This is a genomic window from Bacillus sp. FSL R5-0593 (genome assembly GCF_038603755.1).
GTDB classification, from domain to species: Bacteria; Bacillota; Bacilli; order Bacillales; family Bacillaceae; genus Bacillus; species Bacillus velezensis.
The window spans coordinates 2,124,858-2,140,987 of record NZ_CP152011.1 but is presented as its reverse complement, the minus strand read 5'-3'; the positions used below and the strand labels follow the sequence as shown (position 1 = coordinate 2,140,987).

The following is a 16,130-nucleotide window of genomic DNA, read 5'->3' as shown; positions in this document are numbered from 1 at the left end:
TCTTTAAAATATATAAAATGAGGTGCTCCAATGTCGGTATTTAAAACTCAAGAAACGTACTGGGAAAACCTGTTTGATGAAGAAGACGGCCTAAGCGCATTCCCTTACTTTAAAGCAGCGGATAAAGCGTCGTTGGCCCGTACCGGCTACCAGGAAAAATGCATCTGCCGTTCCTTATCTCCGGAAGTATCTCAAAGAATCATGACAATGGCGAATCATTCCGATATGGCGGCCTATCTGATTTTATTGGCGGGTATTGAATGCTTGTTATATAAATATACGGATCGAACGAGCCTGATTCTTGGCATTCCAACGGTATCGAAGCAAAAAGCCGGCCAGTCAGCCGTTAACAACATTGTCCTCTTAAAAAATACGCTTTCAAACGAGAGCACATTTAAAACCGTATTCGGGCAGCTGAAAGAAGCCGTTAATGATTCTCTGAAAAATCAAAACCTGCCGTTTAGAAAAATGGCCCGGCATCTAAGCGTGCAATACAATGACGAGCATATGCCTTTGATTCATACCGTCGTTTCGCTCAACGAAATTCATTCCTTGCAATATAAAGAAGATACTGCAACCGATACGCTGTTTCACTTTGATTTGGAGAACAACGGGATTCATTTGAAGCTTTTTTATAACGGCAATCTGTACGATGAGCGCTATATCAATCAAATTGTATCCCATTTGGATCAGCTGCTGTCTGTGATCCTGTTTCAGCCTCAAGCCGCGATCCATACGGCAGAGATCTTACCGGAAGCGGAAAAACAGAAGCTATTGTTTGATTTTAACGACACCGTCAGAGATTTCTCCGGGAGCAGAACAGTCTATCAATTATTTGAAGAGCAGGCAGAAAGAACGCCTGGGCATGCAGCCGTCAAGTTTAAAAACGACCATTTGACGTACAGGGAACTGAATGAGAAGGCGAACCGTTTGGCAAGAACATTGCGTAATTGCGGGGTTCAACCCGATACGTTAGTCGCCATTCTCGCTGATCGTTCTTTAGAGATGATCGTATCCATTATAGCCGTTTGGAAGGCAGGGGGCGCTTATGTGCCCCTGGATCCTGAATATCCAAAAGAGCGGCTTCAATATTTGCTTCATGATGCGGATGCAGACGTTCTCCTTGTTCAGCATCATTTAAAAAACAGCCTCGCCTTTGACGGCCCGGTGATTGATTTGAATGATGAAGCATCATACCATGCCGATTGCTCATTGTTATCACCAGTAGCGGAACACAGCCATTTAGCCTATGTCATTTATACGTCGGGTACAACAGGAAAGCCGAAAGGGGTCATGGTTGAACACGGCGGCATTGTGAACTCGCTTCAGTGGAAGAAGTCGTTTTTCAAGCATTCTCCGGCGGATCGCGTGCTTGTCTTGTACCCGTATGTTTTTGATGCGTTCATTTTAAATTTCTTTGGCCCGCTTATCTCGGGGGCAACTTTGCACCTTTTGCCTAATAAAGAGAATAAAGAAACTTTCGCCATTCAAAATGCCATAAAACAAGAAAAAATTACCCATTTTTCAACTTCCCCCCGTCTTCTGAAAACGATGATCGAACAGATGAACAGAGAGGATTTCATCCATGTTCAGCATGTTGTTGTAGGCGGTGAGCAGCTGGAAACAGATACAGTTGAGAAGCTGCATTCTCTGCAGCCTCGCATTCGGATCAATAATGAATACGGACCGACAGAAAACAGCGTGGTATCTTCATTTCACCCTGTTCAGTCCGCTGATGAACAGATCACAATCGGCAGCCCGGTGGCCAACCATCAAGCTTATATTTTAGGAGCGCACCATCAAATCCAGCCGATCGGTGTACCGGGAGAGCTGTATGTCGGAGGAGCGGGAGTGGCCCGTGGCTACCTCAATCGGCCTGAATTGACGGAGGAAAAGTTTGTGGAGCATCTGCATGTCCCTAGTCAAAAGATGTATAAAACGGGGGATCTCGCAAGATGGCTGCCGGATGGAAGAATCGAATATTTAGGGCGGATTGATCATCAAGTGAAAATTCGCGGCTACCGGATTGAGATCGGCGAGGTAGAGGCAGCCATGTTCAATCTGGAAAACGTTCGTGAAGCCGCAGTCGTCGCGCGGGAAGACGCAGACGGGGCCAAACAATTGTATGCCTATTATGTCGGCGAGCCTTCTTTGACCGCTGCGCAGTTCAGAGAAGAATTATCCCGGGAACTGCCGAATTATATGATTCCCTCCCGCTTTATCCCATTGGAACGCATTCCGCTCACTTCCAATGGGAAGATTGATCTGAAAGCTTTGCCTGCTGCTGACGAAAATACGCGGGCGGAAAACGAATACATAGCCCCGCGGAACACAATAGAAGAACTGCTGGCGTCTATCTGGCAAGAAGTATTAGGGGCAGAACGTATAGGAATTTTGGATAATTTCTTTGATTTTGGCGGAGATTCGATTAAATCAATTCAGGTGTCATCCAGATTGTATCAAGCCGGATACAAGGTTGATATGAAGCATTTGTTTAAACACCCCTCGATTGCTGAACTCAGTCAGTTTGTAGCACCGGTCAGCAGGGTGGCTGATCAAGGAGAAGTGAATGGCGGAACCAAGCTGACCCCGATACAGCATTGGTTTTTTGAGCAAAAAATGCCGCATGCACACCATTACAATCAGGCCGTCATGTTATATTCGGCGGAAGGCTTTAAAGAGGGCCCCCTTCGCCGGACGATGGGACGGATCGCGTCACATCACGATGCCTTGAGGATGATTTTTGAAAAAACGCCGGATGGATACGCTCCGCGAATTACAGGAACAGATGAAAGTGAACTATACCATCTGGAAGTGATGAATTATAAAGGGGAAACCGATCCGGCTCAAGCGATTGCCGATAAAGCGAATGAGATTCAAAGCAGCATGGTATTAGACAAAGGCCCATTGATGAAGCTCAGTTTGTTCCAATGTCCGGACGGAGATCATTTGCTGATTGCAATTCATCATTTGCTGATTGACGGAGTATCCTGGCGTATTTTACTCGAAGATTTTGCAAGCGGTTATGAGCAGGCAGAACGCGGACAAACGATCCAGCTCCCGCAAAAAACAGACTCGTTTCCATCCTGGGCCGATCAATTGTCCAAATATGCGGAGGAAACCGATATGGAAGAGGAGATTGCGTATTGGACCGAGCTTTCAAGTATAAAGCCTCAGCCATTGCCTAAGGACACTATCAGCGAAGGATCGTTATTAAGAGACAGCGAAGAAGTGACGATTCAATGGACAAAAGAGGAAACGGAGCAATTATTAAAACAAGCGAACCGCGCCTACAACACGGATATCAACGATCTGCTGCTGACTTCGTTAGGGCTGGCTGTTCACAAGTGGACAGGCACGGAAGAGATTGTCGTGAATTTGGAAGGCCACGGGAGAGAACCGATTATTCCGGATGCTGACATTTCCCGCACGATAGGATGGTTCACAAGCCAGTACCCTGTCGTCCTGAGGATGGAAGCCGGAAAAAACCTGTCGCAGCGGATCAAGATCGTAAAAGAAGGGCTGCGCCGCATCCCTGACAAAGGAATGAATTACAGCATCATCAAATATATATCCGGGCATCCGGAAGCCGACAGCCTGCAGCTGAATCCGGAGATATCGTTTAATTATTTGGGACAATTTGACCAAGACCTGAAGCATCAGGCTTTGCGCATCTCGCCTTTTTCCACAGGGTTGTCAATGAACGAAAAACAAGAGAGAACGGCCGTGCTTGATTTGAACGGAATGATTGCCGAAGGGACATTATCACTGACACTGAGCTACAGCAGCAAACAATACGAAAGATCTACTATGGCTCAATTTGCCCGGGGGTTGAAAGAAAGTCTGCAAGAAGTCATTGCACATTGCGTAAGCCGGCAGCAGACTTCTCTCACACCAAGTGACATCCTGTTAAAAGACATCTCAATCGACGAACTGGAACAGCTTTTGGAGCAGACGCGTGAATTAGGCGAAGCGGAAAATATTTATCCATTAACGCCGATGCAGAAGGGCATGCTGTTTCACAGCTTATTTGATCCGAATTCAGGTGCTTATTTTCAGCAAACGATGTTTGATCTGCATGGAGATCTGGAAATTGATTCATTTTCAAAAAGCTTGGACGGCTTATCGCAAAAATATGATATTTTCCGCACGAATTTTTACAGAGGCTGGAAGGATCAGCCGCTCCAAATCATATTCAAAACGAAAAAAATCGGTTTTCAATTCAATGACTTACGAGAGATGAAGGAATCACAAAAAGAAGCGATGATTCAGCAGTATGCCAGAGAAGATAAGATGCGGGGGTTCGACTTAGAAAAAGGCGCGTTAATGCGGTTATTTATCCTTCGTACGGATGAAAAGACATACCGTTTTATCTGGAGCTTCCACCATATTTTGATGGACGGCTGGTGCCTGCCGCTGATTACAAAAGAAATTTTCGAGAATTACTTTGCTTTGCTTCAGCAAAAGCAGCCTGAACAATCGTCAATAACTCCGTACAGTCAATATATTGAATGGCTCGGCCGGCAAGATGCGAAAGAGGCCGCGGCTTATTGGGATCAGTACTTGGAGGGATATGAGGAGCAAACCGGCCTTCCTAAAGATCACCATGCAGCGGAAGACGGACGATACGTTCCGGAAAAAGTGACGTGTGACATAAGCTCCGATCTCACTTCGAAAATGAAGCGGACGGCAGGCAAGCATCATGTCACGCTGAACACGCTGCTGCAGACGGCATGGGCGGTTTTGCTGCAGAAATATAACCGCAGCCGGGACGTTGTGTTTGGAAGTGTTGTATCCGGAAGACCTGCTGGAATTCCAAACGTGGAAACCATGATCGGCTTATTCATTAACACCATTCCCGTCCGATTCCGATGTGAAGCCGGGACAACGTTTGCTGAGCTTATGAAAGAGGCGCAGGAAAGGGCTGTAGCGTCTCAACAATTTGAGACGCACCCGCTGTACGATATTCAAGCGCGTACAACGCAAAAGCAAGATTTAATTACACATTTAATGATATTCGAAAATTATCCGGTTGATCAGTATATGGAAAGTATAGGCCGCCAAAACGGAACATCCATCACGATTTCCAACGTACAAATGGAAGAACAGACCAACTACGATTTTAATTTGACTGTTATTCCGGGCGACGAGATGAACATCTCTTTTGAATACAATGCAAATGTGTATGAGCGGGCAAGCATAGAGCGGGTTCGGGAACATTTCATGCAAATCCTGCATCAAGTCGTGACAGATGCGGATATTCGGGTGGATCAAGTTGAATTGTTAACGGAAGGCGAAAGAAGAACCCTTCTGCAGACGCTTAACGACACGGCCGCGCCGTTTCCGCAGACGCCGGTTCATCAATTATTTGAAGAGCAATCGCAGCGTACGCCCGATCAAGCAGCCGTCATTGATAAGGACATGCAGCTCACGTACGGAGAGCTCAATAAGCGGGCCAACCGACTGGCGCGAACGTTAAGAGCGAAAGGAGTGCAGGCAGATCAGCCTGTAGCCATCATCACAAGAAACAGCATCGAATCGGTGGTCGGAATCCTTGCCGTTTTAAAATCAGGCGGAGCCTATGTCCCTATAGATCCGGAATATCCGCAAGACCGCATCCGGTATATGCTGGATGACTCCCAAGCCGGAATCGTTTTAATGCAGCGGGACGTCAGGAAACAGCTTGCCTATGAAGGCGTCACGGTTTTACTTGATGATGAAAGTTCTTATCACCAAAATGGCTCTGACCTTGCTCCGATAAATGATGTGAGCCATTTGGCATATGTCATTTATACGTCAGGTTCCACAGGCCGGCCAAAAGGCGTACTAATCGAGCACGGAGGCTTGACCAATTATATTTGGTGGGCGAAAGAAGTTTATGTAAAAGGCGAGAAAGCCAACTTCCCATTGTATTCGTCAATTTCTTTTGATCTGACGGTGACTTCTATTTTCACGCCGCTTGTCACAGGCAATGCAATCATCGTCTATGACGGAGAGGATAAAACAGCTCTGCTTGAATCGATTGTGCGGGACCCGAGGGTGGATATCATTAAATTGACCCCGGCCCATTTGCAGGTCTTGAAAGAAATGAACATTGCCGATCAAACGGCTGTCCGAAGAATGATTGTGGGCGGGGAAAACTTAAGCACCCGGTTAGCCCGCAGCATTCATGAACAGTTCGAAGGCCGGATTGAAATATGCAATGAGTACGGTCCGACGGAAACCGTTGTCGGCTGCATGATTTACCGTTATGATCCCGCAAAGGACAGACGGGATTCGGTACCGATCGGAACCGCTGCGGCAAACACGAGCATTTACGTTCTTGATGAGAATATGAAACCCGCGCCGATCGGAGTGCCGGGAGAGATCTATATCAGCGGCGCCGGTGTGGCAAGAGGATATTTGAACCGGCCCGAATTAACGGCAGAGAAATTTGTCGATGACCCGTTTGAACCCGGAGCGAAGATGTATAAGACCGGGGATTTGGCGAAGTGGCTGGCGGACGGAAACATTGAATATGCGGGCAGAATAGATGAACAAGTGAAAATCAGAGGCTATCGTATCGAATTAGGCGAGATCGAGGCGGCACTGCTTCAAGAAGAAGCGATCAAGAAAGCTGTCGTCACAGCCAGAGAGGATGTCCACGGGTTTAAACAATTGTGTGCATATTACGTGAGCGGCGGGCAAACAACGGCAGCCCGGCTCCGGAAACAATTGTCTCAAACCTTTGCAAGTTATATGGTTCCGGCTTATTTTATTGAGCTTGATGAAATGCCTTTAACTTCTAACGGAAAAATAAACAGAAAAGGGCTGCCGGCTCCGGATTTCGAACTGCAGGACAGAGCAGAGTATAAAGCTCCCCGAACAAAAGCTGAAGAAATATTAGTTTCTGCCTGGGAATCGGTATTAGGCGCTGAAAACGTCAGTATTCTTGATAATTTCTTCGATCTTGGCGGAGATTCCATTAAATCCATTCAAGTATCCTCCAGATTAAATCAGCAAGGATACAAAATGGAAATCAAAGACTTGTTTCAATATGCAACAATTGCTGAATTGAGTCCGCATATCAAGCAGAATCTGCGTATAGCCGATCAAGGTGAGGTCAAAGGAAAAGTCAGCCTGACTCCTATTCAGCATTGGTTTTTTGAACAAATAACAACAGATCAGCATTATTACAATCAAGCCGTCATGCTGCATGCGCCGGAAGGTCTTCAGGAAACGCAGCTTCGTCAAACCCTGCAAAAGCTTGCTGAACATCACGATGCGCTCCGCATGACGTTCCGGACTACGGAAAATGGCTGTGAGGCACAGAATGAAGAAATCGCCCAAAGCGGGCTGTACCGCTTAGAAGTCCTGAATCTGAAAGAAGATCCCGATCCGGGACGTACAATTGAAGCCAAAGCTGATGAGATACAAAGCAGTATGCATTTAAGTGATGGGCCGTTAATGAAAGCCGGGTTGTTTCAATGCGCAAATGGAGATCATCTGCTCATTGCCATCCATCATTTGCTGATTGACGGAGTATCCTGGCGTATTTTACTCGAAGATTTTGCAAGCGGATATGAGCAGGCAGAACGCGGACAAACGATCCAGTTCCCGCAAAAAACAGACTCTTTCCAATTATGGGCTAAGAGACTCTCAGAATATGCGCAAAGTGAAACCATAAAACAAGAACAGGAATATTGGACAAAAATCGAACAAACCGAAGTCAAACCGCTGCCTAAAGATTTTCATGAAACCCATACAACTGCAAAAGACAGCAAAACAGCAACTGTGGAATGGACGAAAGAGGAAACGGAGCTCTTATTAAAACAAGCGAATCGCGCTTATCACACGGAAATAAACGATTTGCTTTTAACTTCTCTGGGTCTTTCCATATCGCATTGGTCAGGACTGGAACAAATTCCGATTCATTTAGAGGGACACGGCCGAGAACAGATTATACAGGATATAGATATCTCCCGCACGGTCGGGTGGTTTACAAGTCTGTATCCGGTTGTGCTGCACGCGCAGCCGGGCAAAGAAATCTCTGATTATATCAAGACGACCAAAGAAGGATTGCGTCAAATTCCGCATAAAGGGATCGGATATGGAATAGCGAGGTACTTAAGCGGCGGAATGCCATCGAAACTAAATCCTGAGATCAGCTTTAACTACCTGGGACAGTTTGACCAAGATTTACAGCAGCATGGGGTTCAGTTATCTTCTTATTCTTGCGGTTCAGACTCAAGCGGACATCAAGAAAGACCGTATGTATTGAATATAAACGGAATGATCACCGAGGGCCGGCTGAAGCTTACGATCAGCTACAGCAGCAAACAGTACGCAAAAGAAACGATCATGCGGTTATCGGAAACGATTCAATGCCGCCTGCGGACAATCATTACGCATTGCGTCCATAAAGAACAATCGGAACTGACGCCAAGCGATATTTTGTTAAAAGGCATGTCCATTGGCGAATTGGATCAGCTCCTCATTCAACTGCCGCATGCAGGTGAGGTTGAAAACGTGTATCCGCTCACTCCGATGCAGAAAGGAATGCTCTTCCACAGCCTGCTGGACGAGGCCTCAAGTTCTTATTTTGAACAAGCATCGTTCGATTTGCAGGGAGAGTTAAAGATTGATTGGTTTAAAGCAAGCCTTGAACGATTATTTGAAACATACGCCGTGCTCAGAACCCGTTTTTACAGCGGCTGGAACGATACTCCTTTACAAATTGTCTATAAAACGCAAACACCGCAAATTCATTTTGCAGATTTGCGTGATATAGAGGAGCACCTGAGAGAGGATGCAATCGCAGCCTATCAAAGAGAAGACAAGGCAAAAGGGTTTGACTTGGCTCGGGATCCGCTGATGCGCATAGCGATTTTCCGTATGGAAGACCGCAAATATCATTTGATTTGGAGCTTCCATCATATTGTGATGGATGGCTGGTGCCTGTCTCTTATCACGAAGGAAGTGTTTGATCATTATAGCGCCTTACAGGAAGGCAGGGAACCAGAACCGCCATCGGCAGCTCCTTACAGCGACTATATCGAGTGGCTTGACCGCCAAGATCAGGGAGCGGCAAAGCGGTACTGGAGCGGGTATCTTGAAGGATATAAAGATGAAACCACGCTTCTTCATAAAATAGCGCAGCATGAACAAAAAGAATACGCCTATGCCAATGTGATCTGCCGATTTGATCACGAACAGACAAAACAATTACAGCAGATCGCAAATCAGCATCAGGTTACGTTAAATACGTTGATCCAAACGTTATGGGGAATTTTATTACAGAAATACAGCGGGTCCGCAGACGTTGTCTTCGGCAGTGTCGTGTCGGGAAGGCCGGCGGAAATTCCTGATGTAGAACAGATGATCGGCCTGTTCATCAATACGATTCCTGTCCGCATCCGCTGCGATGAGGACAGCACTTTTGCTGATACGATGCAAATGGTTCAACAAAACGCGCTGGCTTCCCAATCGTACGATACCTATCCTTTATACGAAATTCAGGCCCAAACGGAACAAAAGCAAAACTTAATTGATCATATCATGATCTTTGAAAATTATCCGATAGGGCAGCAAGTCGAAGAGACGGGACATCATGGTACGGAGCTGAACATTACGAATTTTCATATGCAGGAACACTCCCACTATGATTTGAATGTGGTTGTCATACCTGGCAAACAGCTGGCCGTTCATTTCGGTTTTAATGAAAACGAATATGAAAAATCAGAAGTGGAGCGGCTCCGAGGTCATTTTGAAAAACTCATGCAGCAAGTATTGCGGCAGCCGTCTGTCAGAATAGAAGATTTGGAGCTTCTCTCTCAGCAAGAAAAAGAATATCTGCTCAGCCGCTTTCAGTCTAATGACATGCATTACCCGCGTGAAAAAACGATTCATGAGTTGTTCGAGGAACAGGCGCATCGTACTCCGGACAATACAGCGGTTGTATTCGAGGGTAAACAATTCACCTACGAAGAACTGAACCGGCGTGCCAATCAGCTTGCTCGAACCTTGCAGGCAAAAGGAGTGCAGGCGGATCAGCTTGTCGGCATTATGACTGAACGCTCGCTTGAGATGGTTGTAGGCATCTTGGGAGTTTTAAAAGCGGGCGGTGCATATTTGCCGATAGATCCTGATTCTCCGTCTGAACGCATCCGTTATATTTTAAATGATTCAAGCATCAGCGTATTGCTTTACTGCGGGAAGCTGCAGGATGACATCGGCTTCTCAGGAACATGTATCGATCTCATGGAGGAACATTTCTATCACGAAAAAGACAGCAGTCTTGCACTCTCTTATCAGTCCAGTCAACTGGCCTATGCCATTTATACTTCCGGCACGACAGGCAAGCCTAAAGGCACGTTAATTGAACATCGCCAGGTCATCCACCTGATAGAAGGGCTGAGCCGCCAAGTATACTCTGCCTATGATGCGGAGCTGAATATAGCCATGCTCGCTCCATATTATTTCGATGCTTCTGTTCAGCAAATGTATGCTTCCTTGCTGTCAGGCCATGCCTTGTTTATTGTTCCGAAAGAGATAGTGTCAGACGGTGCTGCCTTATGCCGTTACTATCGGCAGCATTCGATTGACATCACTGACGGAACACCTGCCCACTTAAAGCTTTTGATAGCTGCAGGTGATTTGCAGGGAGTCACGCTTCAGCATCTTTTAATCGGAGGAGAGGCTCTTTCCAAAACGACGGTAAATAAGCTCAAGCAATTATTCGGCGAGCATGGCGCTGCGCCTGGGATTACTAATGTATATGGGCCTACGGAGACTTGCGTAGACGCGTCTCTGTTCAACATTGAATGTTCTTCCGATGCTTGGGCACGCAGCCAAAACTATGTCCCTATAGGCAAGCCGTTAGGCAGAAACCGAATGTACATTCTTGATTCAAAAAAACGGCTGCAGCCGAAGGGCGTCCAAGGCGAGCTGTATATTGCAGGGGACGGTGTCGGGCGGGGTTACTTGAACCTGCCGGAACTGACGGACGAAAAATTTGTTGCCGATCCGTTTGTACCGGAGGACCGAATGTACAGAACCGGTGATCTGGCCCGCCTTCTGCCGGATGGAAATATTGAATATATCGGCCGGATTGATCATCAGGTGAAAATTCAAGGTTTTCGGATTGAACTCGGTGAAATCGAATCGGTGATGCTGAACGTTCCTGATATTCAAGAAGCCGCCGCAGCTGCCCTTAAAGATGCAGATGATGAATATTACTTGTGCGGATACTTTGCAGCAGATAAGACAATACAGATCAGTGAACTTCGCGAAAGAATGGCCCGGCATTTACCCGGATATATGATCCCGGCTCATTTTGTGCAGCTGGATAAGATGCCGCTGACGCCAAACGGGAAGTTGAATCGCCAGTTATTGCCGGCTCCGGTCAAAAAGCGTGATAGCGGCATAGAGTACGTCCCGCCGCAAACTTCGGCAGAAATCCAGCTGACAGCAATTTGGGAGGATGTCCTTGGACTAGAGCAGGTGGGGATCAGAGATCACTTTTTTGAGATCGGCGGACACTCCCTGCGGGCAACGGCGCTGATTGCAAAAATACAAAAGCAAATGCATGTCCAAATTCCTTTGCGGGACGTCTTCCATTTCCCAACCATTGAACAGCTCGCACGGACGATCACGAAGACGGAGCTGACCGGGTATGCCGCGATTCCTGCAATTGAAAAAAGACCTTATTATCCGGTATCCTCAGCACAAAAACGGTTGTACATCCTGAATCACTTGGAAGGCGGAGAACTCAGTTACAACATGCTGGGACTGATGACTGTGGAAGGAAAGCTTGATCGTGACAAGCTGCAGCAAGCCTTCCGCACGCTGATTTTGCGCCATGAATCTTTGCGCACCGGTTTTAAAATGGCTGACGGAGAACCTGTTCAGTATGTCTTGGATCACGCGGCGTTTGAAGCAGAGTGGTACCAAGGGGAAGAAGTTGATGCGGACCTTTATATCCGCCAATTTATTCGTCCTTTTCACCTGGATGAGCCGCCGCTGCTTCGCGTAGGGCTGATTGAACTTCAATCTGACCGCGGAATTCTGATGTTTGATATGCACCACATTATTTCTGACGGAACATCCATGAGCGTATTGATCAAAGAATTTATCCGGATTTATGAAGGAGAGACATTACCGCCCCTGCGCATCCAGTACAAGGACTACGCGGTATGGCAGACCGGCGAAGCGAGATTACAGCAGATTCAAAAACAAGAAGCCTATTGGTTAGAGCTGTACAGCGGCGACGTTCCTGTCCTTCATCTGCCGGCCGATTATATCCGGCCGTCGGCACGGGATTTTGCGGGAGCCACAATGCATTTTACGCTTGATAAGCAAAAAAGCGACGGATTAAAGCAGCTGGCATCCCAAACTGAATCGACTTTATATATGGTGCTCCTTGCGTCTTATACATTATTGCTTTCAAAATACAGCGGCCAGGAAGACATTATTGTCGGCAGTCCTATAGCGGGAAGACCGCACGCCGATTTGGAACCGATTATCGGAATGTTTGTCAATACATTGGCGATGAGAAATTACCCTGAAAAAGGGAAGACGTTCTCTCAGTATCTGTCCGAAGTGAAGGAGAATGCATTAAAAGCTTATGAACATCAGGATTATCCGTTCGAAGCGCTGATCGATCAACTGAATATCGCCAGAGACTTGAGCCGCAATCCATTGTTTGACACCATGTTTGTGCTTCAAAACACGGAGCAGGAACAGTTAGAGATAAATGACGTCACTTTCAAACCATATCCAAACGGACATACGATGGCGAAATTTGATCTAACTTTAACTGCTGTGGAAGAAGGGGCGGGTATTCAGTTCACGATGGAATACTTGACGGCTCTGTTTAAACCGGAAACGATCGAACGGATGATGGGGCATTTTGAACAGCTGGTTGATTCGATTATTAAACAGCCTGAGGCCGAGCTGGCTCGTTTAAATATGATGACCAAGGAAGAGGAAAGAGACATTCAGCAACTCTTTAACGATACTGCAGTTGGGGGAAAACGAATTCCGACACCGATTCATCAGCTTTTTGAGCAGCAGGTTGAGCGTAACCCGGATCATGAAGCCGTCATGTTTGGAAATCAGACGCTGACTTATCGTCAGCTGAATGAACGTTCCAATCAGCTGGCGCGCGTTCTTCAAGATAAGGGTGCCTGCACTGATCAGGTTGTTGCCGTTCTCACGGATCGCTCAGCACATATGATCATCGGCATTTTAGCCATATTAAAGGCCGGCGCAGCATTTCTCCCTATCGATCCGGAGCTTCCCGAAAAACGGCGGGCTTTTATGCTAAAAGACAGCGGTGCCGATGTGCTTTTGACTTGTGCAGGTCACGCTATTCCGCCGCTCTTTGAAGGAGAAGTGCTTCTGCTTGATGATCCGTTACTATATCAAGGCAGAACAGACAATCTTAACCTTTCCTGCTCGGAAAATGATTTAATGTATGTTATTTACACGTCAGGCACAACAGGGCAGCCGAAAGGCGTTCAGCTGGAGCACAAGACGATGACGAATCTGCTCGCTTATGAGCAGGATCATACGCAGCTTCGCTTTGACAGAGTGCTGCAATTTGCCGCAATGAGCTTTGATGTCTGCTATCAAGAAATGTTCTCCGCGCTTTCAAGCGGAGGAACACTCTTTATCATCGGCAATGAGGCAAAACGTGACATACGGCAGCTCAATGATTTTGTCAGAACGCACGGGATACAAACAGCATTTCTCCCGACAGCGTTCCTTAAGCTCCTTGCCTCAGAGAAACACTATTTCGAACCGTTTGCCGAGTGCGTGGATCACATCATCGCTGCGGGAGAACAGCTCATCGCAACAAGGATGCTGCGTGACATGCTGGCACGACACCAAGTCACATTGCATAATCATTACGGTCCGTCGGAGACGCATGTTGTGACCATGTATACCGTCGATCCTGATACAGATCAGGAGCTTCAGCCGATCGGAAAACCGATTTCAAATACGGAGATTTTCATTTTGAATGAAGCCGGAACGCTTCAGCCTGTCGGAATCGTCGGTGAACTTTGTATTTCAGGAGTGAGCTTGGCCAGAGGCTATCATAACAGGGAGTCTCTGACGCTCGAAACTTTTGTTCCGCACCCATATGACTCGAATCAACGGATGTATAAAACAGGCGATCTGGCTCGTTACCTTCCCGAGGGAAACATTGAATATGCGGGAAGGAGGGACCATCAAGTCAAAATCCGCGGTTATCGGGTTGAACTCGGTGAGGTGGAAGCCGCTCTTCTCAAGCACGTACAGGAAGCAGTTGTCCTAGCAAAAGAAAATACCGATGGCCAAAGCGATTTGTATGCCTATTTTACAGCAGAGCAATCACTCTCGATCAGTCAGCTGAAAGAAAAACTTGCTGGCCAAATACCGGGATATATGATCCCTTCATACTTCATCCAGCTGGAGAAACTGCCGCTAACCGGCAATGGAAAAGTAAATCGAAGAGCATTACCGATGCCTGAAGCAGGTTTGCAAACGGGGACTGACTACGTTGCTCCGCGGACGAATATGGAAGAGCAGCTGATATGCATCTGGCAAGACGTTTTGAAGGTAAAAGAAATAGGTGTAAAAGATAACTTTTTCGATTTGGGCGGCCACTCGTTGCGAGGGATGACGCTCATCGCCAAAATTCATAAGCAATTCAGCAAAAACATTTCATTAAGAGAAGTCTTTCAATGTCCGACAGTTGAAGAAATGGCACAGGCTATTGCAGAAGCTGAAACCAACGGACCGGACTATATTCCGAAAGCCAAAGCAAAAGATGTCTATCCCGTATCGTCCGTGCAGAAGATGGTTTACCTGTCAACACAAATAGAAGGCGGAGAACTGAGCTACAATATGCCGGGAATTCTTACATTAGAAGGAAAACTCGACATGAATCGCTTGCAAACCGCTTTCCAAAGACTGATCCAGCGCCATGAATCGCTGCGTACCGGTTTTGAAATGGTCCGCGGAGAACCGGTGCAGGTGATCAAATCGCAAGTGGAGTTTTCGATGGAAAGATACAAAGCAACAGCCGACGAGGTTGAGGAATGTTTCCGGGCCTTCGTGCGGCCGTTCGATCTCAGCCAAGCTCCATTACTCAGGGTCGGACTCATCGAGTTAGAACAAGACCTGCATATTTTCATGTTTGACATGCACCACATTATCACGGACGGCGCCTCCATGAATATTTTTGTCGAAGAACTGATTCAATTGTATGACGGCAAAGAGTTAGCTCCGCTCCGTATTCAGTACAAAGACTTTACGGAATGGAAACATCAAAAAGAACAAAGAGAACGAATCAAGAGCCAGGAAGAGTATTGGCTTGGTGTATTTCATGAAGAGCTCCCGTCATTCGAGCTGCCGAAAGATTTTGCGAGACCGCCGGTTAGAAGCTTTGATGGGAAAAGGCACAATTTTACGCTCGATAAGACTGTCACCCAAGGGATAAAGCAGCTGGAAGAATTGACCGGATCGACCGCTTACATGATTCTATTCTCGGCCTATTCCATACTGCTGGCAAAATACAGCGGTCAGGATGATATCGTTGTCGGTACACCTATTGCAGGGAGACCGCATGCGGATTTGGAACCCATTATCGGAATGTTTGTCAATACATTAGCCATCCGCACCGCTCCGATGGCGGAAAAGACATTTTTGGATTATATAACGGAAACGAAAGAAACCATGCTGAAGGCTTTTGAACATCAAGAGTATCCTTTTGAAGAATTAGTTGAAAAACTGGGTGTGAAACGGGACTTAAGCTGCAATCCATTGTTTGATACGATGTTTGTCCTGCAAAATACCGAACAAACAGATATTGAAGTGGACTCTCTCGCAGTCAGGCCTTATGAACAAACAGAGACGGCAGCCAAATTTGATTTACAGCTGAACTTCTTAATAGATCAAGATGAGATTCAGGGCAGTTTTGATTACTGTACGAAACTGTTTAAAAAGAAAACCATTGCTGTATTGGCCAAGGATTACGTCATGATCCTTTCGGCGATTATGAGAAACCCATCCATTCCTTTAAAAGACATTCAATTAAGCGAAAAAGTAAACAAAAGTAAACATCTCGCAAGCACAATCGAATTGGATTTCTAATCACAGGGGCA

Annotated in this window: 1 protein-coding gene; it reads left to right on the top strand. The window is 46.6% G+C overall.

Going from position 1 to position 16,130, the window contains the following annotated elements:
- Nucleotides 1–30: 30 nt before the first annotated feature.
- Nucleotides 31–16,119 carry a non-ribosomal peptide synthase/polyketide synthase gene (locus NYE36_RS10625; protein ID WP_265450943.1) on the top strand — a complete coding sequence of 5,363 codons (16,089 nt, stop codon included), beginning with the start codon at nt 31–33 and terminating at the stop codon, nt 16,117–16,119.
- The last annotated feature ends 11 nt before the right edge of the window (nt 16,120–16,130 follow it).

What these genes read in the sequence shown, in the direction of transcription:
- NYE36_RS10625 (WP_265450943.1), top strand. Translation starts at nt 31, where the DNA reads ATGTCGGTATTTAAAACTCAAGAAACGTACTGGGAAAACCTGTTTGAT.